Below are 21,523 nucleotides of genomic sequence, written 5' to 3'. Positions count from 1 at the left end.
TCATATTTGATATTCAATTTACTTTAAATATAATGTATTATAAAAAACAAAAAAAGGATTTTAAATGCAAATACGAATTTATTATGAAGATACCGATGCAGGTGGAGTGGTATATCATAGCAACTACTTAAAATTTTGCGAAAGAGCAAGAAGTGAGATATTTTTTCAAAAAAATGCAAAAATTTTTGACAAAAGCACAGGGCATTTTCTACTTACAAAAGCAAATTGTAACTTTTTAAAACCCGCTAAACTTGGAGATCTTATAGAAGTAAAAACATTTATCACAAAGCTTAAAAAAGCTTCAGTTTATATAAAACAAGAGATTTACAAAGAAAACACCAAACTTTTTGAGGCTGAATTTACCCTAGCTTTTTTAAAAAATGAAAAAGTAGCCCCTATAGATGAGGCTATAGCTAGGGTTTTTACTGATTTTGCAAAGGAGTAAAACCTAAGCCTTGCGAACGAATAATCTTAACCTTATAGTCAAATTGATTATCATTTAAACTCTCATCGAAAATTCTCTGAGAGTCTTTATCTAAAAACTGCGTATAAAAATAATCAAGGCCCACGCTAGTTGCATACGCTATCCAGTTGTAATTAATATTTTGCGAAAAAAGCTCATTAAGATAGCTTAGAGTTTGATCCTCATTAGAAATGGAATTTGCTAGCAAAAGTTTTTTTCTATCGTTAATTTGCGTTAAACTTAGCAAAATAGGATTATAATTAATCTGAGTTGATAATAACACAAAAGGCTCTATATCATAAGTTCTTATTTGTGAGCTTATAAGCGCTGTTTTAATCAAAGAAGTATTTAAAATAATACTAGAATCTTGAAAACTTCTATTTTGATTTAAAATACTTCTAAAATCAAATTTAGAACTATTAATAGTATAAATTTTCTCACTACCATTACCTGCGTTTAAAACATTCTCATCTAAGCGATTTGCCAAAGGTGTTCCATCTGAAAAAATAATATTTTTACCATTTGAATATTCTAAAAGTTTTTGAATTTGTTTTTGATAGTCTATGCTTCCAAAATACACATTTTCATTTTGCGTATCAAAATTTCTTTTATGTGCAGTAGGAATAAAAACTTTTACATTAGAATCAAGGCTTTCTTTTAATAAATTTTTCACACCTTTATCTGTAAAACCTGCGATGATGTAATTAAATTTCTCATCTTGAGCTTGCTTAAAAGCTTTAGTTATCTTGTTCTCATCTTCTGTGCCTATTAAAAACACCTTTACTTTTATTTGCGCTCTTTGTCTTAATAAATACGCTATGCTTGAATTTATAATAGTGTTAGAATAGCTTTTAATCGTTTGCTCAGGTATAATAATAGCTAATTTTACACTAGCATTTTTTTGAATTCTTTTTTCAAAATCTATGATGGAATTTAAAAGTTTAGTATAGATATTAACCAAAAGTTCATTTGCATTATCATTGTTAAATCTTGATAAGAAATTGAAATAAAGTCCTGTTTCTAACAAAGTAAATAAACAATCATTATCACAATTTTGAAATTCTAAATTAGGATAAAAAGACTCACTAGGTTCTATGGGCGATGGTTTTTGCTCTTTCGCAAAAGCACTTAAAGTTAAAACAAAACTCATCATCAAACAAACTAAACTTTTTCTCATAAATAACCTTTTATTTTTTTAATATCTTCTATAAATTCAGCATAAAAGCTAGGATTTTTACTCAAAAAATTCAAATCATAACTTGGCAAAAGCAAAGCATTATTAAAACGCATACATTGCCCTTTGTATTTTTGAAAGTTCTCAAAACCCAAACTTACAAAAGCTTCTTGACCAAGACATAAAATAATCTTTGCTTTTACAAAATCAAGCTCGTTATAAAAATACGGCAAGCATAATTTTAGTGCTTGATCATCTATTTTAAAATTACTAAAACATTTAAACATATAAGAAAAATATATCTCATCTTCTTTTAAATTTAAAAGCTCTTTGCATAATCTTAAAAACTCTTGTTTGTTTTTAGAAGCAAAAAACTTTCCACTTTCGTTTTCTTCTTTATCAATAAAAGCTTGATAAATCAGAATTTTAGCATTTTTGGCTTCTTTTTCTATTAAACTATACTTTCTTAATTTAGAAAAATGACAAAGATTGCAAGTTTTTACTCTTTCGTTTAATTCTTTAAAACTTAAGTTAAAATGTCTAATTTGCTTTTGTTCATCAAAGTATTCATAACCAAAAGCTTTTAGATAATACAAACTGCGTTTATTCATCACATCAATGCTTCTAAATTTTCACCCTCTAAACGATAAGTTCTCCACTCACTCATATGTCTTGCATTTAACTTGGTATAAAATTCAATCCCCAAATCATTATCATTTAAACAAACCCACTCTAAGCGTTTAAGATTTTTTTCTTTGCAAATTTGCGCTAGATATTTAAAAACAGCTCTAGCATAACCTTTTTTTCTATATTTTGGCTGTATGTAAATATCTTCTAGGTATAATCCACCCAAACCCCAAAAAGATGAAAAAGTAAAATAATACATCACATAGCCTATTATCTCGCCATCAACCTTTAGGCTCAAAGCCTTAGCATATTCATGTTTAAAAAATGATTCTTCAAGTTCTTTGCTTGTGCATTTTACATCTTCAAGCATATTTTCATGAATAGCAAGTTCTTTGAGTAATTCTAAAATTTTTTCCAAATCTTCTTTTTTACTCTCACAAATTTCAAAAGCCATTATTTTTCCTTAGTTTACAAAATAAAATCAAAATTTAGCAAAAAGTTTTAAAATAACTCTTAATTAAAAGCAGATTTAAGTAAGATTTTGCTAACATACTCGCTTATTATTTTGTTTTTTATTTTAAGTTAAGGAAAAAATATGAAAAGAACATATCAACCACATAAAACTCCTAAAAAAAGAACTCACGGCTTTCGTGTACGCATGAAGAGCAAAAATGGTCGCAAAGTGATCAATGCTAGACGTGCTAAAGGTAGAAAAAGATTAGCGGTATAAAAGATTTTCTAAGTATTAACGACTTAGGAGAGTTTGCAGCAATTTATAAAGAAGGTAAAAAATGGCATTGCGAAGGCATGATCATCTTTTACTCTTTAAGCGAAGAAAAAAAATTCGCCGTTGTTGCTAGTAAAAAAGTTGGAAAAGCTGTTATAAGAAATAGAGCCAAAAGGCTCTTAAGATCAGCTTTTTTTCAGGTTAAAAATCAAGTTGAAAACGGAAAATACATACTTGTAGCCAAAACGAGTATCACTGAAATTCCTTTTTTAAAATTAGAAAAAAACTTGAAATGGGGTTTGAAAAAAATAGGATGCATAAAATAGTTTGTCTAAAACTTATCAGATTTTATCAACTCTTTATCAGTCCTTTTAAACCACAATGCTGTAGGTATTACCCAAGTTGCTCTGAATATGCCTTATGGCAATTTAAAAAAAATAATATTTTTAAAGCATTTGGTGCAGTTTTTTTAAGAATTTTAAAATGCAATCCGTTTTTTAAAGGTGGTATTGATTATCCTAAAATACGCAAGAATAATCTAAACTCAGGTATATGTTTTAAACCTAGTTTTAATGCTTTAAAACAACTCAATTATCTTTATATCCCTTGCAACGATAATCAATTTTTTTTAATTAAGATTATATTTCCAAAGGACAATCCGTGTCAGAAAATTTATCTCAACAAAAACGCATATTAATTGCTGTTGTATTATCATTTTTATTTTTTGTAGTTTATGATTATTTTTTTATACCCAAAGCTCCGCAAACTGAGCAAAATATCACTCAAATAGAACAAAACAACTCAGCTCCACAAAGCACTACAAGTACTAACTCTCAAGCTCCAAAAACAGAACTTAGCGTTAATCAAAAAGAAGAAATAGCAGTTGTTAAAAGTGAACATTTTGAAGCACATATTGACTCTTTAGGTAGGATAGCTAAATTTTATCTAAGTGATGAAAAATACAAAGATGAAAATGGCAAAAGTATTAATCTAGTAGATACTTCTTTATCACCTTTACCATTAGAAATAAGATTTAGTGATGCAAAAATCAATCAAGAGGCATTTAATACACCATATACCACAAGTCAAAAAACTATCAATGTCAGCGATGAAAACACAACCTTGATCCTTACTCAAAATTTAAATGATTTAGTAGTAACTAAAAAAATCACTTTCCATAAACATGGAAACTATGATTTAGAGGTTAATCTAAGCAAAGATGCAACTTATTTTATCACCCCAGGTTATCGTCCAAATATAGCAGTTGATAGCTATACAGTACATGGGGTTTTGATCTTAGATAAAGATGATAAAATCACAATGTTAGAAGATGGCGATGTAGAAAATGATGAAAGTTTTTCTAATGTAACCCTTATGGCGGCTTCAGATCGCTATTATAGTGCTTTCTTTTATAATTTTGAAAAACCACTCAATGCTGTAGTTACTAAAGATAATCACGAAAATTCTATCGTTTTTGCAAGTGCGACAAATACTTTTAAGGCAAGCGGTTATGTTGGCTCAAAAGAGCATGAAATTTTAAGAAGCATTCATACGGATTTAGATGATGTTGTGGAATATGGTTGGTTTACTTTTATAGCTAAGCCTATGTTTGAATTTTTAAATTTCTTACATGGCTACATGGGCAACTGGGGTTGGGCTATTGTAGTGATGACTTTAATTGTGCGCATTATTCTTTTCCCACTTACTTACAAATCAATGATTTCTATGAATAAACTCAAAGATTTAGCGCCTAAAATGAAAGAAATCAGAGAACGTTATAAAGGCGATCCGCAAAAGATGAATTTGCACATGATGGAACTTTATAAAAAACATGGTGCAAATCCTATGAGCGGATGTTTACCAATACTCATTCAAATTCCAATTTTCTTTGCAATTTATAGAGTTTTACTAAATGCTATAGAGCTAAAAGCTGCACCATGGGCTTTTTGGATTACAGATTTATCTGTGATGGATCCATGGTTTATCTTACCTATATTTATGGGTCTAACTATGTTTATCCAGCAACTTATCACACCAATGGCTATACAAGATCCTATGCAAGAAAAGATTATGAAATTTTTACCATTAATTTTCACTTTCTTCTTCTTAACCTTCCCAGCAGGTTTAACTTTATATTGGTGTGTAAATAATATATGCTCACTTATTCAACAAGTGATTGTAAATAAACTTTTCAAAAACCACAAAAAAGAGGAAATAGCTAAACATGAACATAGAAGCTAAAGACTTACAAACTGCACTCATAGAAGCCTCAAAACAACTTGAGTGCTCTGTGATTGATCTAGAATATGAAGTTATTCAACATGCTAAAGCAGGATTTTTTGGTTTGTTTAGAAAAAATGCTATTATTTGTATTAAAGGACGCAAAAAAACCAAAAAACCTCATCAAGAAAAAGCTAAAAAAAATCAAAACGAGAATTTTAGCAAACATTCACAAAAAAATCTTGAAAAAAATGAACACTACAAAGAACACAGAGAAAGTTTTCAAAAACCACTTGAAGCCAATGCTCCAACTAAAGAACATTATAAAGTAAAAAATGATGCTATTTTTGATTCATTTCATAAAGAATCACCAGAAGAAAAAAATATCGCTTCTTATATTGATGAGATAAAAATTTCACTAGAAAATTTACTGGCAACTTTTGATTTTGATATCAAGGTTGTACAAGTTAGTGTTTGGGACGAAAATTGTGTATTGATAAAACTTGATGGAGAAGATGCAGCTTTACTTATAGGCAAAGAAGCCCATAGATATAAGGCTTTTTCATATTTACTTTATAACTGGCTTAGCGCTAAATATAAAATTCAGCCAAGACTAGAAATCGCTCAATTTTTAGAAAATCAAACCCAAGCTATAGAAAATTATTTAAAAATTCTTATAGAAAAAGTAGAGAGTACAGGAAGAGTCCAAACAAAGCCTTTAGATGGAATTTGGCTAAAACTTGCATTAGAAAAATTAAGAGAACGTTTTCCTGATAAATATGTAGCTATTAAACAAAATGACGATCAAAGATACATCGTTGTAAATGATTTTTTGAAGAAAAATGAATGAATGACACTATAGCTGCTATAGCCACAGCCCATGGAGTGGGCTCTATAAGTATCATTAGAGTAAGTGGGGAGAAAGCTTTAGAGCTTGCATTGAAAATTACCCACAAAAAAGAATTAACGCCCCGCTATGCGCACTTGTGCAAACTTTATAAAAACAACAATGACTTCTTAGATGAAGCTTTAGTGATTTATTTTAAAGCACCCTACTCTTTTACAGGAGAAGATATAGTAGAATTTCAACTTCATGGGGGTTTTTCTTTGAGTGAAATTTTACTTGATGAGTTTATTTTAGCAGGAGCGCGTCTTGCTAGCCCTGGAGAATTTAGCAAAAGAGCTTGTTTAAATGGCAAAATGGATCTTTTAAAAGCTTTAAGTATACAAGATGTCATCATGTCAAAATCAGCAAGTGCTGCAAATATCATAGCAAAAAACATTAAAGGTGATTTAAGTAAATTTTTAAATACCATTAGAATGGATCTTGTTCAAACCCTTGCTTTTGTAGAAACTAGTATTGATTATGCAGATGATGACTTACCACAAGATTTACTTGATCAAATCATTACCATGTGTGAAAAAAATTCAAAACTTTTACGCGATATAGTAGATATTTCTTTAAGTAAAAAAGGACTTATAGAAGGCTTTAAAGTTGCTATTATCGGTAAACCAAATGCAGGAAAAAGCTCATTATTAAATTCACTTTTAGCATTTGATAGAGCTATTGTTTCTAATATTGCAGGTACCACAAGAGATCGTATCGAGGAAAGCTTGAAAATAGGCTCACATTTAATCAAAATTATCGACACAGCAGGTATAAGAAATGCAGATGATGAGATAGAAAAAATCGGGGTTAATTTAAGTTATGAAAGCATTAAAGAAGCAGATATTATCATAGCTGTTTTTGATGGATCTAAAGAATTTGAAGAAGAAGATGAGCGTATTTTACAAGCTTTAAAAAATTGTGATAAAAAAATCATTTATGTTTTAAACAAAAGCGATCTGACTACCAAATTTAAACATGAAATTAGTACTTCTTGTATACGCATTTGTGCTCAAGAAAACACCCAAGCCATTAAGGAAAATTTAAATGAATACTTAAATACTTTAGATGGCGATGGAATGCTAATTAGCAATACCTTAATACTCAATGCTTGCAAGAATGCTAGCGAAGCTATTTTGCGCGCAAGGGATTTATTAAAAGAAAGTTCTTTAGAACTTTTTGCTTTTGAACTAAATTTAGCCATAGGAGAGATAGCTCAATTTACAAAAGATTTTGAAAAAGATGAAATTTTAGATGCTATGTTTAGTAATTTTTGTTTAGGTAAATAAAAAGGAGAGAAAATGGATAAAGAAATTATAAAACAACACAAAATTAGTGACGAAGAATATCAAGAAATTTTAAATATACTAGGCAGAAAGCCTAATCTACTAGAGCTTGGAGTAATTTCTGCTATGTGGAGCGAGCATTGCTCATATAAATCAAGCAAAAAATACCTTAATGGCTTTCCAACCAAGGCTCCTTGGGTAATCCAAGGTCCTGGTGAAAACGCTGGGGTGATAGATATAGGCAAAGGAATGGCAGCTGTATTTAAAATAGAAAGTCACAATCACCCAAGCTTTATAGAGCCATTTGCAGGTGCAGCAACAGGTGTGGGTGGAATTTTACGTGATGTTTTTACCATGGGCGCAAGAGTTGTTGCAGGTATGAATTCTTTAAAATTTGGCAACATCCACGATAAAAAAATAGGCAAACATCAAAAATATTTAGTTAAAGGTGTAGTAAGTGGAATTTCACACTATGGTAATTGCATGGGTGTGCCTACTATTGGTGGAGAATGTGCTTTTGATGAATGTTTTAATGGAAATATTTTAGTTAATGCTTTTGCACTTGGAACTTGCAAAATCGAAGATATCTTTTATGCAAAAGCTGAAGGTATAGGAAATCCTGTAATTTATGTGGGTTCAAAAACTGGTCGCGACGGGCTTGGCGGAGCTGTAATGGCAAGTGATAGCTTTAATGAATCTAGTAAAAGCTTAAGACCAACCGTGCAAATTGGCGATCCATTTGCTGAAAAATTGCTAATGGAGGCTTGTTTAGAACTTTTCAAAACTGATTATATAGTTGGAATTCAAGATATGGGTGCAGCAGGACTTACTTCAAGCTCTTTTGAAATGGCAGGACGCAGTGGTAGCGGTATGAAACTTTATCTTGACAAAACTCCTATGAGAGAAGAAGGTATGACTCCTTATGAGTTAATGCTAAGTGAATCTCAAGAAAGAATGCTAATTTGTGCTAAAAAAGGCTATGAAGAAAAAGTTATTGAAATTTTTAACAAATGGGGGCTTGATGCAGCTATTATAGGCGAAGTTACCGATACTGGCAAAATGGAACTATTTTGGCATGATGAATTAGTTGGCTTAATCCCTATTGAACCACTAAGCGAAAAAGCACCTATATTTGATAGACCTGTGGCTAAACCAAAGTACCTAGATGAGATAAAAAACTATCAATTTAAGCTCAACATTCCTACCCAAGAAGCATTTGAAAAACTCCTTGCAGATGAAAATGTTAGCAATAAAGCTTATATTTATGAACAATTTGACTCAAGCGTACAAACCAATACTTTAAAAAGCAATGGAGCTTTAGGGGCCAATAGCATTAGAATCAAAGAAAACAATTGCTTACTTTCTATGGCCATTGAGTGCAACTCAAGATTAAACTATGTAAATCCAAAAATCGGCGCAGCAGCAGCTGTTGCAAGTGCAGGAAGAAAAATAGCATGCTCAGGAGCTAGACCTTTAGCAATTAGCGATTGTTTAAATTATGGTAACCCACAAAACCCTGAAGTAATGTGGCAATTTGCCCAAGGTTGTGAAGGTATTAAACTAGCTTGTAAAGAACTCAATACACCTGTAGTAAGCGGAAATGTTTCTTTATATAATGAAACCGATGGAGTAAGTATTTTTCCAAGTCCAACCATAGCTTGTGTTGGAGTAAATGAAAAAGCAGAAAATGTTTTAAAATCATATTTTAGTAAAGATACTAGCGCTATTTATCTACTTGGAGAAAGCAAAGGTAGTTTTGGTGGATCTTTAATTGCTAAAGTGCTAGATCAAAAAGTAGCAGGAGAGCTTGAAGATATAGATTTTAACGCAGAATTAAAACTATGGGATTTCCTATTAAAAGCAAACGAAGCAAAATTACTTGATTGTGCTAATAGCATAGGCATAGGTGGTCTTGCTATTACCTTAGCTAAAATGAGTGCAAAGGCAAATTTAGGTATTGAAGTAAAAACTAATTTTGAAGATAAGAGTTTTATTTTCGAAGAAAGTCCAACAAGAGTTATAGTTGGTGTTAAAAATGAAGAAAAATTTATCAAATTTGCAAATGAAATGGGAATTAAATTTGCAAAACTTGGAAATTTAACTGAAAAAGATTTCATTTTAGATGATATTAAGATATCTTTAGCAAAACTACAAACAATTTATTTTGATAAATTTAATGAGTATTTAGGATAAAAATGCTTTTTGTTTTACTCGTATTGGCAATTTTGGCATTTTATTGGTATTATAAAACATGGGGTAAAGATGATCTTTTAGGCTCTTTTAAAAAAGGAGCTAAAAGTTTCTCTCAAGGTTTTAAACAAGGCTATCACGAAGAAAGAATTGATGGATTTAAAAGAAGATTAAACTACTATGTTATAGCACTTTTAGCAAAAATAGCAAAAAGTGATGGCAGAGTTAGTGAAAATGAAGCTAATATGATCTCACAAATTCTTGATTACAATGCCAAAGATTCAAGAGAAAGAGAATTTTTAAAACAAAGTTTTAATGAACACAAAAACACCTTAAATGACACCTATGAAGTAGCCAAAGAACTCATCAAGGAAGTACCTTTACCTCAACAAGAAAGAATTAATATATTAAATGTTTTGGTCGCAATGGCCTTGATTGATGGAGAACTTAACAGCACTAAAAATGATGTATTAAAAGCCATTGTCAAAGCATTTAATCTTGATGTAAATATACTTGAGAGACTTCTAAATTCTATGCAAACTCAAAAGGTAGGTATGAATTTGCAAAAAGCATGCGAGGTCTTAGGTGTAAGCGAAAATGTAAATTTACAAGAGCTTAAAAAACGCTATAGAGAACTTGCTAAAAAATATCATCCTGATATTTTAAACGCAAACAACAGCGATGAAGCAAAAATAAAAGAAGGTGTAAAAAAATTTCAAGAAGTTAATGAATCTTATGAATTTTTAAAACAATATATAGAAAGGAAAAATCAATGAAAGCACTAATTAGTGTCAGTGATAAAGAAGGAGTAGTAGAATTTGCTAGTGAGCTTGCAAAATTAGGTTTTGAGCTTTTATCTACTGGAGGCACTTATAAGCTTTTAAAAGAAAACAACCTGCAAGTACAAGAAGTTAGTGATTTTACTCAAAGTCCTGAAATGTTTGAAGGGCGTGTAAAAACCTTACACCCAAAAATTCATGGCGGAATTTTGTACAAAAGAGAAGATGAAAGCCACCAAAAGCAAGCTAAAGAGCATAATATAGAAAGCATAGACTTACTTTGTGTGAATTTATATCCTTTCAAAAAAACTACAATTTTAACCCAAGATTTTGATGAGATTGTAGAAAATATCGACATTGGTGGTCCTGCTATGATACGCAGTGGCGCAAAAAACTTTAAAAATGTCATTGTAGTTTGTGATATTTTAGACTATGATAAAATCATACAAGCTTTAAAAGATAATACTTTAGATCTTGATTTCAGAAGAGCTTTGATGATCAAAGCTTATGAGCATACAGCAAATTATGATGCTTATATAGCAAATTATATGAACGAGCGTTTTAATGGTGGTTTTGGAGCAAGTAAATTTATTGTAGGTCAAAAAGTGTTTGACACAAGATATGGAGAAAATCCTCACCAAAAAGGTGCTTTATATGAATTTGATGATTTTTTCACACACAATTTTACAACCTTAAAAGGTGAAGCAAGTTTTAACAATCTAACCGATATTAATGCAGCTTTAAATTTAGCAAGTGCTTTTGATAAAGCTCCAGCAGTAGCCATTGTAAAACATGCAAATGCTTGTGGTTTTGCTATAAAAGAAAACTTACTCCAAAGCTATATCCATGCGCTTAAATGCGATACCTTGAGTGCTTATGGAGGAGTTGTAGCTATCAATGGAACTTTAGATAAAGAATTAGCACAAAAAATCAATGAAATTTATATAGAAGTAATCATTGCAGCAAATGTAGACGATGATGCTTTGGAAGTTTTTAAAGATAAAAAACGTATTAAAATCTTTACACAAAAAGCGCCATTTTTAACTAGAGCTTATGATAAATATGATTTTAAACACATAAATGGTGGTTTTGTATATCAAGATAGCGATGAAGTTAAAGAAGATGAATTAAAAAATGCAGTATTAAAAAGCGAAAGAAAAGCTAATGAACAAGAATTAAAAGATCTTGAAATAGCTATGAAAATTGCTGCATTTACCAAATCAAATAACGTAGTTTATGTAAAAAATGGAGCTATGGTAGCCATTGGTATGGGCATGACAAGTCGTATCGATGCAGCTAAAGCAGCTATTAATAAAGCTAAGGAAATGGGGCTTGATTTAAATGGTTGTGTTTTAGCAAGCGAGGCTTTCTTTCCATTTAGAGATAGCATAGATGAGGCTAGTAAAATAGGTGTAAAGGCCATTATCGAACCAGGTGGAAGCATAAGAGATGAGGATATCATCCAAGCTGCCAATGAATATGGTATTGCATTATATTTTAGCGGTGTAAGACACTTTTTACATTAATACAAGGAGCTTCAAATGTTTAAAAGCATAGGCGCGAAGATATCTTTAGCAATGATTTCTACATTGCTAATTAGTTTTATTATCATGCAAATTATCTTACAAAAAGATTCTCAGCAAACGACCGATAGAATCAGCCGTGCACATTTAGATACCTTAAGTACTTCTGTTTTTCAAACATTAAGAATGGCAATGAATTTAGGTGACCCTGCTATTATAGAACAAGCTATAAAAGATGCTGGAGAAATTGAAGGCATAAAAGATATTAAAATTTATCCTTCAAAGGGCACAATTGAACTTTTTGAAATGCAAAAATATACAAAAAGTGATGAAAGTATCATCAACGAACAATTTAATAAGCCGCAAATACAAGCTGTTGAAATCAATAACAATCAAGGACATTATCTAAGACTTATACGCCCATTAATCGCTAATGAAAGTTGCTTAGCTTGTCATGCTAATGCTAAAGAAGGTGATGTTTTGGGTGTTATGGATATGTATAATGATTTAAAACATGTAGATGATGATTTGGCAAGCTCAGCTAGAACTTATATTATAATCTTTAGCATAGCTTTACTTTTTACTGTTTTTGCTGTGCTTTATATTTTAAAAATAGTTGTGGGTAATCCTGTTTTAGATCTTTTAAAACATGCTAAAGAATTAGCTAGCGGCGATGGAGATTTACGCGCAAGAATCAACATAAAAAGCACTGATGAAATAGGCAAAGCTTGCACCTACATCAACCAATTTATTGAAAAAATTCAAAATGCAGTGATTTCTACTAATGAAAATTCTCAAATGGTAGATAAACAATCTAAGCTTTTAAATACCAATGCACTTGATCTAGCAAATAGAACAAAAGAAGGTCACACAAAAACTGATGAATCTTATCATTTAAGTGAGCAAATTCATACAGAGTTGCAAGATCTTGCTGAGCTTTCAAACAATGCAAATAAAGCCAATACAAAATCTTTTGAAGTTTTAAACACCATGCTTGATTCATTAAATCAGGTAGTAGATAAAGTAAGAGTTGTTGCAGAAAATGAAGATGTTTTATCTCAAAAAGTTGAAGTTATGGAAAAACAAGCAGAAGAGATCAAAAAGGCTTCTGATATGATGGGAGAAATTGCTGATAAAACCAATCTTTTATCATTAAACGCAGGTATTGAAGCTGCACGTGCTGGAGAATTTGGTCGTGGTTTTTCAGTTATCGCTGAAGATGTAAGAAATCTTGCTCAAAGCTCAGAAGAATTTTTAAAAAATATTGCTATTGTCACCAAGCAATTAGTAGATAGTATTAATGAAGTTTCTAAAGAATTAAAACACAATGCTAAAGAAATTAATTCTTTAAACCAAGATGCAAAAGATCTTGTAGAAGGGACCAATGAAGTAAAAGTTTGCAATGAAAACGCAAGAGACTTAGCAAATGCTTGTATGCAAAAAATCTCAAGCACACAAGAAACTTTACAATCTTTACTTGATAAAATGCAAGAAACGGTAAAATTAAGCGATAAAAATGAAGAAATTTCAAAAATTTTGCTTGATGTTGCTCATGAGTTAAATGTAGTTTGTCAAAATTTAGAAGATGAATTAAAACATTTTCATGTATAAGGAGAATAAAAATGAGAAAAATAATCACATTAAGCATAGCAAGTTTAGCTGTTTTTAGTGGGTGTTCTGTGGCAAATTTAAGTGTTGATGATTTACAAAATAAAGAATTTACCATAAGTTCTTATGAAGCAAATGGAAAAAGCTACGAACTTCCTCAAAATACAAAAACAAGTATTAGTTTTGACAATAAAGACAAAAGGCTTTTTGGAGCAGCAGGATGTAATAGATTTTTTGGAAACTATAAAGATCAAGGAAGCAGCATAAAAATAGAAGACAATCTTGCTTCAACAAAAATGCTTTGTGATCAAGAATCTATGAAATTTGAAGACAATTTCCTAAGATACTTTAATGGAGAATTTAAAATCATTAACGATGATGAAGGAATTATTTTAGAAAATAAAAAAATGAAAGTTTATTTAAAATAAGCCTTAAGGCTTATTTTAAATGCTCTAATATATCCTCGCAAATCTTTCTAGGTTCTTTTGCTTTATAAATAGGTCTTCCAACCACAATAAAATCTGACAAATTATCCTTAGCACACTCTATATCAGCTACTCTTTTTTGATCATCTGAATTTTCTTTAAACGGACGAATTCCGGGCGTTAATGTAATAAATTTTGTACTTGTATTTTCTTTTATCAGCAAGCTTTCATATACTGAGCAAACCATACCATCAAGACCACTTTCATAACTAATTTTAGAAAAATCTTTAACAGCTTGTTTAATATCTTGTTTATACACACTAAAAAATTCTTGCTCATCAAAGCTAGTTAAAGCAGATACGGCAAGCACTAAAGGTCTTTTGCTTAAAGCATTTAAGCGCTCCATAATCATACACATAGCACTTTTACCTGCACTTGCATGGATATTAAACATATCTACATCAAGTTTAGCAAGTTCTTCACAAGCATCTGCCATAGTATTTGGTATATCATAAAGCTTTAAATCTAAAAATATTTTAAAATTATCCACTTTTTTAATCGCTTCTAAAAGCTTTACTCCATCTCTTAAATACGATCTAAGCCCTATTTTAACCCAAAGATCTAAACCTTTTAATTCCTTGGCTAAATTTATACACTCATCATAGCTTGCCACGTCAAAAGCCACGCAAAGTTTCATTGTGCTTCCTTGTTGATTTTATCTAATACTCCATTGATAAATTTAGGAGCATTGTCCCCTGCCATTTCTTTTGCAAGCTCTATAGCCTCGTTAATGATAATCGCTTTTTGTGTAGAAGTAAATAAAATCTCATAAGCACCTAAACGCAAAATGGCCTTTTCTATACTAGCTACTCCATCTAACTTATGCTCTTTCAAACACTCATTGATTTTCTCATCAAGCAAAGCGAGTTGCTCATTAATGCCATTATACAAATCTAGAGTGAATTTTCTTTGATCATTGCGAATTTTTTTCTCATCTAAAAATTCATTAATAAAATCTTTATTTTCTTGGTTTAGCTGTGCTGCATAAAGCAAAGAAACAATACTTTGTCTTACTTGGTGTCTAGTAGCCATTTTAAGCCTTAATTTTTTGGATTAAATTAAGCATTTCAACTACAGTAAGCATAGCTTCAAAACCTTTATTACCTGCTTTACTACCTGCTCTTTCTATGGCTTGCTCTAAAGTATCAGTTGTTAAAACCCCAAAACTTACAGGCACATTCGCCCCAAGTCCTACACTTGCGATCCCTTTAGTAGTTTCAGCTGCTACATAATCAAAATGTGGCGTACTTCCACGAATTACTGCTCCAACACAACAAATTCCATCAAATTTTTTACTCTCACAAGCTTGTTTTAACGCAAAAGGAATTTCAAAAGCACCTGGAACTAAAATAAGACTTAAGTTCTCTTCCTTACCCCCATGTCTTAAAAAAGCATCTTTAGCACCTTCAACTAAACGATCTGTGATAATATGATTAAATCTTGCATTAATAATTGCAATTTTCTCATCACCTTTTAAACTTAAATTTCCTTCTATTATCTTCATATTTTTCCTTTTTTAAATGATTTCTTGAATTTTTAAAAGTGTATTTACGCAGTTTTTAAGTCTTGAAAGATCAAGCATATTTGGTCCATCACATAAAGCCTTGCAAGGATCAATGTGTGTTTCAAAGAAAAATCCATCTACACCCACACTAGCAGCAGCTCTTGCTAAAGGCTCTACAAATTCACTTTTGCCTCCACTACTTCCACCATTTGCTCCTGGCATTTGCACACTATGAGTAGCATCAAAAACAACCGGAGCATATTTTCTCATGATAACCAAACTTCTCATATCTACAACTAAATTTCCATAACCAAAACTCGAACCTCTCTCAGCTACAAAAACCCCATTTTCTTTGGCTATTTCAAAACCTTCTTCGTTAATGCCTCTAGTTTGTAAAATTTTAGCTACGCTGTATTTAATGTCTTCAGGGTTTAAAAATTGCCCCTTTTTTACATTTACCTTAGCTTTTGTTTTAGCAGCAGCCACCAATAAATCAGTTTGCCTGCATAAAAAGGCTGGAATTTGTAAAACATCTACAACCTCAGCCGCAATACTTGCTTGAGAACTCTCATGAATATCAGTTAAAATTTGCATGCCAAATTTATCTTTCACTTTTTGCAAAATTTCCAAGCCTTTTTCAATGCCTGGCCCTCTAAAACTATTAATACTAGTTCTGTTTGCTTTATCAAAACTTGATTTAAAATAAAAATCAATTCTATCATCTTTTAAAAAGCATTCAAGCTCTTGTGCAACCTTAAAAACAAGCTCTTCATTTTCTATCACACAAGGCCCTGCTATTAGTATCATTTTTTTCATCATTTTTTCCTTGTTTTTTATTATTTTACTTTATTTTTATTATTTTCTTCAAGAGGAAAAACAAAATTTAAAATAATAGCTGTAATCCCACCTGCTGCAATCCCTGAAGAAAATAAAGTTTTAAACCACATTGGCATAAATTCTAAAATATCAGGATTATTAGAAACTCCAAGTCCTATACCCAAACTCATAGCTATAATGATAATAGAACGACGGTTTAAATTTTCTTTAGAGATAATCCTAACCCCCGTTGCAGCTATAGTACCAAACATCACTAAAGTTGCCCCACCTAAAATAGGTTCTGGAATTTGCAAAGTAATATCAGCCACAATAGGAAATAAACCCAAAATCATCAACATAAAAGCTACAATAAACCCTACATAGCGACTTGCAACACCTGTTAAAGCTATGACACCATTATTTTGCCCAAAACATGAGTTTGGAAAAGTATTAAAAAAGGCCGAAACAAAAGAATTAAAACCATTTGCCAAAACTCCACCTTTTAATCTTTTTGCATAAAGTTCGCCTTTAACTGGCTGATTTGAAACTTCACTAGTAGCACTAATATCACCAATTGTTTCTAAAGAAGTTACCATAAAAACCAAAATCAAAGGTAAAATGAGATTATAATCAATACTCAAACCATAATGCAAAGGATCAGGTAAAAACATTAAAGGTAAATTTTCATTAAAATTAAAGCTAAAATTTTCAAAAGTCATAGCCACTAAAAGCCCTATTATCATAGCTATAAATAAAGAAGAAATTCTTATATATGCATTATTAAAGCGATTTAAAATAATAATGCTAAAAATCACAACTCCGGCTAATAATAAATTTTGTAAAGAACCAAACTCACCACTTGCCTTAGCCGCAAATCCACCTCCTGCACTCACAAGACCAACATTAATCAAACTAAGACCTATAATCATCACTACTATACCTGAAACCAAAGGCGAAATCACTCTTCTAATAAAAGGTAAAATTTGAGAAATAATCATTTCAGTGGTAGAACAAAGCATTAAAGTGCCAAAAATAGCCCCAAGCATTGCTTCTTGTGATAAACCATTATTTTTTAAAACAAGCCCACCTAGTATAATAGGCGCAACAAAGTTAAAACTAGTCCCTTGAATAGATAAAAGTCCACTCCCTATAGGACCCCAAGTTTTAATCTGTAAAAGCGAAGCAACACCTGAAGCAAAAAGCGACATGCATATAATTCTAGCTGTATTAGTATCATCTATTCCAAGACCCTTACAAATTAATAAAGCAGGTGTAATCACAGCCACAAACATAGCCATTAAATGCACCAAAGCAGCAAAAAAAGCTTTAGCAAAAGGCGGTTTATCTTCTAAACCATAAATTAAATCTGTTTTATTTTCCATTTTTATTTCCTTTTGTTTGCTTACTAACCAAAATAATTCCTCCTATAATAATGCTAAAAATTCCTATAAAAACCATCAAACTAGGAAATTCATCTCCTAATAATATGCCCAAAAATAAAGTAAAAACTACATCTATATAACTAACCCCAGCAACAACTCCTGCCTTTTTTGCCACCCCATAAGCTTTGGTAACATGAATTTGATACATTGCTCCAAAAACACCCATTAAAATAATAAAAATCCAAGCTTTAAAACTAGGCATAACAAAAGGAGCAATTAAAAAATCAAGTTCTTTTATTTCATAAAAAGAACCTATAATCATAGACATTAAAGGCATTAAAGTACCAATTAAAACGAAAGATAAAGCTATAAAAGGTGCTGGATATGATTTTCTAAGCTCTCTTACGCTAGTTAGTGCCAAGGCTGCACAAAAACCACTTAAAATTCCCAAAATGCTATTTTTTAAATCAAAGCCTGAATGCATAGTACTATCTGCAAAAGGCTGACAAATTAACAATACTCCTATAAAAGCAATCAAAATCCCAAAACAAGCTTTTAATCCCAAGCTTTCTTTAAAAAATAAAAAAGCAATTAAAGCTATAAAAATCGGTGCTGTTTTTTGAAAAGCAAAAGCCCCACCTAAAGAAATATTAGAAACATTATAAAAGAAAAGATATAAAGCAATTGTCCCTATAACACCTCTAAAAATAAGCAAACCCAAACGACCGCCGCTTTTATGAAAATTTAATTTTGAAAGCGCATAAAGCATAAAAGCTGTGCCTATGATATTTCTAAAAAACATAATTTCAATCGATGATAATTCTTCACTAAGAATTTTTGCACAAGCACCTACAAGTGCAAATTCTATGGAAGCAATAATCATAAAATATATACCTAAATTTTTTTTAACTATTCTTAACATATAAATTCCATATAAAAATTCCCGTTATTTTAGTCTTTTTTGCTTAATTTTAAGGCAATTTTTATATAATCACAAATAAAAATTTAAAAATGAGTATTAATGCAAAGTATTATTTTAATAGGAAAACCAAATGTTGGCAAATCAAGTCTTTTTAATAGACTTGCAAGAAAGCGCATAGCTATCACCAGTGACATAAGTGGGACTACAAGAGATACTAACAAAATAGAAGTGGAAATTGATGGTAAAAGAGCCTTATTGATAGATAGTGGCGGACTTGATGAAAGCAATGAGCTTTTTAAAAATGTCAAAGCAAATTCATTAAAAGCTGCTAAAAATAGTGATATTATCTTTTATATGGTGGATGGAAAATTTCTGCCCGATGATGAAGATAAAGCTTTTTTTTATGAAATGAAAAAACTCAACAAACCTATAGCCTTAGTAATTAACAAGGTGGATAATAAAAAGGATGAAGAAAGATCTTGGGAATTTTCTAATTTTGGCGTGAAAGAAGTTTTTAATATCTCTGTTACACATAATATAGGCATTGATGAGCTTTGCATGTGGGCTGGCAGGTTTTTAAATGAAAGTTTTTTAAATGCAGATGAAGAAGAAGACTTTGAAAGCTATTTAGAAAATTTTGATGAAAATAGCGGAGATTTTAAGCTAAAAACTATCAATGAAAACCATATTAAAGTAGGAATTATCGGCAGGGTAAATGTAGGAAAATCAAGTCTTTTAAATGCTTTAGTTAAAGAAGAGCGTAGCGTGGTAAGCGATATAGCAGGCACTACGATTGATCCTGTTAATGAAAGCATTATGCATAAAGATAAAATCATTGAGTTTGTAGATACTGCAGGGATTAGAAAACGTGGTAAAATACAAGGCTTAGAGCGTTATGCGCTAAATAGAACCGAATATACCCTAGCTAATGCTCAAATTGCACTTTTAGTGCTTGATGCAGCCGAAGGCTTTAACGAACTTGATGAGCGTATTGCAGGACTTGCTGCCAAGCATTGTCTAGGTGTGATTATTGTGCTTAATAAATGGGATAAAAGCGAGCTTGATTTTGATAGAACTTTAAAAGAATTAAAACTAGATCGTTTTAAATTTCTAGCTTATGCGCCCGTTGTAAGCGTATCAGCTTTAAGCGGAAAAAGAGTACATGTACTTTTAGATAAAATCTTAGAAGTTTTTGCCAATTTTACACAAAAAATTCCAACTGCAAAATTAAATGCCTTGGTAGAAGAAGCCACAAGAGCCCACCCACTACCACATGATTATGGTAAATTAGTAAAAATTTATTATGCGGTTCAATATGACTTAGCACCTCCAAAAATAGCTCTAATCATGAACAGACCAAAAGCTTTGCATTTTAGCTATAAGCGCTATTTGCAAAATCAAATTAGAAAACAATTTAATTTTGAAGGTGTTCCTTTGATTTTAGCTTCAAGAAAAAAAGGTAGCAAAGATGAGCAAGAAGGATAATCTCCTTTTTGTAGGCTTTATGGGCTGTGGTAAAACAACCATAGCAAGAGCTTATGCTAAAAAATACGATAAAATATTTTTAGATACAGATAGTTTAATCAAAGAAAAATTTAATCTTAAAATTGATGAAATTTTTAAAACATATGGTGAAAAAAAATTCCGTAAAGAAGAGAAAAAACTTGTTTCTTTTTTAACTTGTGTGCAAGATTGCTCTATTGCAAGTGGTGGTGGTTTCATAGAACAAAAAAAACTAAAAGACATTGGAGCAATTATATATTTAAAAGCAAGCTTTGATTATCTTTTGCAAAGATTAAACAGGGAAGAATTAGCCACTAGGCCTTTACTTACAAATATAAATAATGCCAAAATTCTTTTTAATCAAAGAGCAAAAAAATATGAAAAAAAAGCAGATATTATAATTAACATTGAAAACAAAAGTATTAAAGAACTTATCAAAGAGATTAAAAAAGAGGTAAAATGAGAGTTATTACAGGATTGCAACCAAGTGGAGATTTACATATAGGCAATTATTTTGGCTCAATCAAACAAATGCTAAATATGCAAGAAGAAAATCAAATGTATATGTTTATAGCAAATTACCATGCTATGACTTCAAGTTTTGATGGTGAAAAACTCAGACAAAATTCACTCAAAGCTGCAGCAGCTTTTTTGAGTTTAGGGATTGATCCGCAAAAAAGCGTGTTTTGGTTGCAAAGTGATGTAAAAGAAGTAATGGAACTTTATTGGATTCTTTCTCAATTTACTCCAATGGGACTTTTAGAAAGAGCGCATAGCTATAAAGATAAAATCGCCAAAGGTTTGAATGCCAACCATGGACTTTTTTCTTACCCTGTTTTAATGGCTGCAGATATTTTGCTTTTTAATGCTCAAGTAGTTCCTGTAGGCAAAGATCAAATTCAACACGTTGAAATAGCAAGAGACATAGCCTTAAAAGTAAATAATGAATGGGGTAAAATTTTCACTCTACCTCAAGCTAAGGTTAATGATGAAGTTGCGGTAGTACCTGGCACTGATGGAGCCAAAATGAGTAAATCTTATCAAAATACAATCGATATTTTTAATACACCAAAAGCTATTAAAAAACAAATTTCTTCCATTGTTACAGATAGTACAGCTTTAGAAGATCCAAAAGATTGGCAAAATTGCAATATATTTAAAATCGCAAAATTGTTTTTAGACAAAACAGAGCAAGAAGCTTTAAAAAGTCGTTATGAAAAAGGTGGCGAAGGTTATGGGCATTTTAAAATGTATTTAAATGAAATCATTAGCGAGTATTTTGCCTCAGCCAAGGACGAATATGAAAAATTATTAGCCAATCCTTCAAAAATTGAGGAAATTTTAGAATTTGGAGCAAGTAAAGCAAAAAAACAAGCCCAAGAAACAATGAAAAAAATTTATGCTAAAATAGGACTATAAAAGGAGTTA

The 21,523-nt window shown here is 31.0% G+C and carries 24 protein-coding genes; 15 read left to right on the top strand and 9 right to left on the bottom strand.

The window, feature by feature from the left end; all coding sequences use genetic code 11:
* Positions 1 to 64: 64 nt before the first annotated feature.
* On the top strand, positions 65 to 445 hold the full coding sequence (locus tag L8X30_RS02670; protein WP_263678870.1) for a YbgC/FadM family acyl-CoA thioesterase: 381 nt from the start codon (positions 65 to 67) through the stop codon (positions 443 to 445).
* On the opposite strand, the gene L8X30_RS02665 is transcribed toward L8X30_RS02670, so the two are convergent.
* Genes L8X30_RS02665 through L8X30_RS02655 form a run of 3 tightly spaced genes read right to left on the bottom strand, consistent with a single transcriptional unit; the run spans position 423 to position 2,721 of the window.
* Positions 423 to 1,640 (bottom strand): hypothetical protein, encoded by a 1,218-nt coding sequence (locus L8X30_RS02665; RefSeq protein WP_263678868.1) that lies wholly within the window; start codon positions 1,638 to 1,640, stop codon positions 423 to 425. The two genes, L8X30_RS02670 and L8X30_RS02665, sit on opposite strands and share 23 nt — an antisense overlap.
* Entirely contained in the window at positions 1,637 to 2,248 is a 612-nt protein-coding gene (locus L8X30_RS02660; RefSeq protein WP_263663998.1) for a uracil-DNA glycosylase family protein, read from the bottom strand. The genes L8X30_RS02665 and L8X30_RS02660 overlap by 4 nt, the downstream gene beginning before the upstream one ends.
* Positions 2,248 to 2,721: a GNAT family N-acetyltransferase gene (locus L8X30_RS02655; protein WP_235362456.1), complete on the bottom strand. Its 474-nt coding sequence runs from the start codon at positions 2,719 to 2,721 to the stop codon at positions 2,248 to 2,250. Before L8X30_RS02655 ends, L8X30_RS02660 begins: the two co-directional genes overlap by 1 nt.
* A gap of 138 nt (positions 2,722 to 2,859) precedes the next feature.
* On the opposite strand from L8X30_RS02655, the gene rpmH reads away from it, so the two are divergent.
* The 11 genes from rpmH to L8X30_RS02600 are packed head-to-tail and all read left to right on the top strand — an operon-like array spanning position 2,860 to position 13,911.
* Positions 2,860 to 2,994, top strand: coding sequence for a 50S ribosomal protein L34 (rpmH, locus tag L8X30_RS02650; RefSeq protein WP_012661270.1), 135 nt, complete (start codon positions 2,860 to 2,862; stop codon positions 2,992 to 2,994).
* Positions 2,991 to 3,317, top strand: coding sequence for a ribonuclease P protein component (gene rnpA, locus L8X30_RS02645; RefSeq protein ID WP_263664026.1), 327 nt, complete (start codon positions 2,991 to 2,993; stop codon positions 3,315 to 3,317). Before rpmH ends, rnpA begins: the two co-directional genes overlap by 4 nt.
* Positions 3,305 to 3,688 carry a membrane protein insertion efficiency factor YidD gene (yidD, locus tag L8X30_RS02640; protein ID WP_039668200.1) on the top strand — a complete coding sequence of 128 codons (384 nt, stop codon included), beginning with the start codon at positions 3,305 to 3,307 and terminating at the stop codon, positions 3,686 to 3,688. Before rnpA ends, yidD begins: the two co-directional genes overlap by 13 nt.
* Positions 3,652 to 5,232: a membrane protein insertase YidC gene (gene yidC, locus L8X30_RS02635; protein ID WP_263678867.1), complete on the top strand. Its 1,581-nt coding sequence runs from the start codon at positions 3,652 to 3,654 to the stop codon at positions 5,230 to 5,232. The genes yidD and yidC overlap by 37 nt, the downstream gene beginning before the upstream one ends.
* Positions 5,216 to 6,061, top strand: a complete 846-nt coding sequence (locus tag L8X30_RS02630) for a Jag N-terminal domain-containing protein (protein WP_263678866.1) — start codon at positions 5,216 to 5,218, stop codon at positions 6,059 to 6,061. Before yidC ends, L8X30_RS02630 begins: the two co-directional genes overlap by 17 nt.
* Entirely contained in the window at positions 6,058 to 7,386 is a 1,329-nt protein-coding gene (gene mnmE / locus L8X30_RS02625) for a tRNA uridine-5-carboxymethylaminomethyl(34) synthesis GTPase MnmE (protein ID WP_263678864.1), read from the top strand. Before L8X30_RS02630 ends, mnmE begins: the two co-directional genes overlap by 4 nt.
* Positions 7,387 to 7,398: 12 nt before the next feature.
* Complete coding sequence (gene purL, locus L8X30_RS02620) at positions 7,399 to 9,576, top strand: phosphoribosylformylglycinamidine synthase subunit PurL (protein WP_263678862.1); 2,178 nt, start codon at positions 7,399 to 7,401, stop codon at positions 9,574 to 9,576.
* Between the two features lie 2 nt (positions 9,577 to 9,578).
* A complete protein-coding gene (locus L8X30_RS02615; protein WP_263678860.1) occupies positions 9,579 to 10,349 on the top strand; it encodes a TerB family tellurite resistance protein in 771 nt (256 codons plus the stop codon).
* Positions 10,346 to 11,878 (top strand): bifunctional phosphoribosylaminoimidazolecarboxamide formyltransferase/IMP cyclohydrolase, encoded by a 1,533-nt coding sequence (gene purH, locus L8X30_RS02610; protein WP_263678858.1) that lies wholly within the window; start codon positions 10,346 to 10,348, stop codon positions 11,876 to 11,878. Before L8X30_RS02615 ends, purH begins: the two co-directional genes overlap by 4 nt.
* 15 nt (positions 11,879 to 11,893) lie before the next feature.
* Positions 11,894 to 13,486, top strand: a complete 1,593-nt coding sequence (locus L8X30_RS02605; RefSeq protein ID WP_263678856.1) for a methyl-accepting chemotaxis protein — start codon at positions 11,894 to 11,896, stop codon at positions 13,484 to 13,486.
* Between the two features lie 11 nt (positions 13,487 to 13,497).
* Positions 13,498 to 13,911 (top strand): META domain-containing protein, encoded by a 414-nt coding sequence (locus tag L8X30_RS02600; RefSeq protein WP_263678854.1) that lies wholly within the window; start codon positions 13,498 to 13,500, stop codon positions 13,909 to 13,911.
* A gap of 10 nt (positions 13,912 to 13,921) precedes the next feature.
* Here L8X30_RS02600 and pyrF read toward each other — a convergent pair whose 3' ends face one another.
* Genes pyrF through L8X30_RS02570 form a run of 6 tightly spaced genes read right to left on the bottom strand, consistent with a single transcriptional unit; the run spans position 13,922 to position 18,592 of the window.
* A complete protein-coding gene (gene pyrF / locus L8X30_RS02595; protein WP_263668565.1) occupies positions 13,922 to 14,605 on the bottom strand; it encodes an orotidine-5'-phosphate decarboxylase in 684 nt (227 codons plus the stop codon).
* The gene (gene nusB / locus L8X30_RS02590; protein WP_263678852.1) at positions 14,602 to 15,000 is read right to left on the bottom strand and encodes a transcription antitermination factor NusB; all 399 of its coding nucleotides are present in this window, start codon (positions 14,998 to 15,000) and stop codon (positions 14,602 to 14,604) included. Before nusB ends, pyrF begins: the two co-directional genes overlap by 4 nt.
* Before the next feature lies 1 nt (position 15,001).
* Complete coding sequence (gene ribE, locus L8X30_RS02585) at positions 15,002 to 15,472, bottom strand: 6,7-dimethyl-8-ribityllumazine synthase (protein WP_012661257.1); 471 nt, start codon at positions 15,470 to 15,472, stop codon at positions 15,002 to 15,004.
* 12 nt (positions 15,473 to 15,484) lie between these two features.
* Entirely contained in the window at positions 15,485 to 16,309 is an 825-nt protein-coding gene (kdsA, locus tag L8X30_RS02580) for a 3-deoxy-8-phosphooctulonate synthase (protein WP_318529745.1), read from the bottom strand.
* A complete protein-coding gene (locus tag L8X30_RS02575; protein WP_263678849.1) occupies positions 16,309 to 17,670 on the bottom strand; it encodes a uracil-xanthine permease family protein in 1,362 nt (453 codons plus the stop codon). The genes kdsA and L8X30_RS02575 overlap by 1 nt, the downstream gene beginning before the upstream one ends.
* Positions 17,660 to 18,592 carry a DMT family transporter gene (locus tag L8X30_RS02570; RefSeq protein WP_263678848.1) on the bottom strand — a complete coding sequence of 311 codons (933 nt, stop codon included), beginning with the start codon at positions 18,590 to 18,592 and terminating at the stop codon, positions 17,660 to 17,662. Before L8X30_RS02570 ends, L8X30_RS02575 begins: the two co-directional genes overlap by 11 nt.
* Before the next feature lie 99 nt (positions 18,593 to 18,691).
* Between L8X30_RS02570 and der the strand changes: the two genes are divergently transcribed.
* Genes der through trpS form a run of 3 tightly spaced genes read left to right on the top strand, consistent with a single transcriptional unit; the run spans position 18,692 to position 21,514 of the window.
* The gene (der, locus tag L8X30_RS02565) at positions 18,692 to 20,077 is read left to right on the top strand and encodes a ribosome biogenesis GTPase Der (RefSeq protein WP_263678846.1); all 1,386 of its coding nucleotides are present in this window, start codon (positions 18,692 to 18,694) and stop codon (positions 20,075 to 20,077) included.
* Complete coding sequence (locus tag L8X30_RS02560; protein WP_263678845.1) at positions 20,061 to 20,558, top strand: shikimate kinase; 498 nt, start codon at positions 20,061 to 20,063, stop codon at positions 20,556 to 20,558. The genes der and L8X30_RS02560 overlap by 17 nt, the downstream gene beginning before the upstream one ends.
* Entirely contained in the window at positions 20,555 to 21,514 is a 960-nt protein-coding gene (gene trpS / locus L8X30_RS02555; protein ID WP_263678844.1) for a tryptophan--tRNA ligase, read from the top strand. Before L8X30_RS02560 ends, trpS begins: the two co-directional genes overlap by 4 nt.
* Positions 21,515 to 21,523 lie beyond the last annotated feature (9 nt).

The sequence above is a fragment of the Campylobacter sp. CNRCH_2015_0338h genome (assembly GCF_025772785.1).
Classification (GTDB): Bacteria; Campylobacterota; Campylobacteria; order Campylobacterales; family Campylobacteraceae; genus Campylobacter_D.
The sequence above is the reverse complement of the archived record's forward strand: the minus strand, read 5'-3'. Positions and strand labels throughout refer to the sequence as shown.

Bases quoted from the DNA above. Each gene is read 5' to 3' on its own strand.
- L8X30_RS02660 (WP_263663998.1), bottom strand. From the start codon at position 2,248: ATGAATAAACGCAGTTTGTATTATCTAAAAGCTTTTGGTTATGAATAC.
- L8X30_RS02630 (WP_263678866.1), top strand. From the start codon at position 5,216: ATGAACATAGAAGCTAAAGACTTACAAACTGCACTCATAGAAGCCTCA.
- purH (WP_263678858.1), top strand. From the start codon at position 10,346: ATGAAAGCACTAATTAGTGTCAGTGATAAAGAAGGAGTAGTAGAATTT.
- L8X30_RS02560 (WP_263678845.1), top strand. From the start codon at position 20,061: ATGAGCAAGAAGGATAATCTCCTTTTTGTAGGCTTTATGGGCTGTGGT.
- L8X30_RS02665 (WP_263678868.1), bottom strand. From the start codon at position 1,640: ATGAGAAAAAGTTTAGTTTGTTTGATGATGAGTTTTGTTTTAACTTTA.
- L8X30_RS02570 (WP_263678848.1), bottom strand. From the start codon at position 18,592: ATGTTAAGAATAGTTAAAAAAAATTTAGGTATATATTTTATGATTATT.
- L8X30_RS02670 (WP_263678870.1), top strand. From the start codon at position 65: ATGCAAATACGAATTTATTATGAAGATACCGATGCAGGTGGAGTGGTA.
- L8X30_RS02600 (WP_263678854.1), top strand. From the start codon at position 13,498: ATGAGAAAAATAATCACATTAAGCATAGCAAGTTTAGCTGTTTTTAGT.
- yidD (WP_039668200.1), top strand. From the start codon at position 3,305: ATGCATAAAATAGTTTGTCTAAAACTTATCAGATTTTATCAACTCTTT.
- nusB (WP_263678852.1), bottom strand. From the start codon at position 15,000: ATGGCTACTAGACACCAAGTAAGACAAAGTATTGTTTCTTTGCTTTAT.
- mnmE (WP_263678864.1), top strand. From the start codon at position 6,058: ATGAATGACACTATAGCTGCTATAGCCACAGCCCATGGAGTGGGCTCT.
- L8X30_RS02615 (WP_263678860.1), top strand. From the start codon at position 9,579: ATGCTTTTTGTTTTACTCGTATTGGCAATTTTGGCATTTTATTGGTAT.
- trpS (WP_263678844.1), top strand. From the start codon at position 20,555: ATGAGAGTTATTACAGGATTGCAACCAAGTGGAGATTTACATATAGGC.
- L8X30_RS02575 (WP_263678849.1), bottom strand. From the start codon at position 17,670: ATGGAAAATAAAACAGATTTAATTTATGGTTTAGAAGATAAACCGCCT.
- pyrF (WP_263668565.1), bottom strand. From the start codon at position 14,605: ATGAAACTTTGCGTGGCTTTTGACGTGGCAAGCTATGATGAGTGTATA.
- ribE (WP_012661257.1), bottom strand. From the start codon at position 15,472: ATGAAGATAATAGAAGGAAATTTAAGTTTAAAAGGTGATGAGAAAATT.
- purL (WP_263678862.1), top strand. From the start codon at position 7,399: ATGGATAAAGAAATTATAAAACAACACAAAATTAGTGACGAAGAATAT.
- L8X30_RS02605 (WP_263678856.1), top strand. From the start codon at position 11,894: ATGTTTAAAAGCATAGGCGCGAAGATATCTTTAGCAATGATTTCTACA.
- rpmH (WP_012661270.1), top strand. From the start codon at position 2,860: ATGAAAAGAACATATCAACCACATAAAACTCCTAAAAAAAGAACTCAC.
- der (WP_263678846.1), top strand. From the start codon at position 18,692: ATGCAAAGTATTATTTTAATAGGAAAACCAAATGTTGGCAAATCAAGT.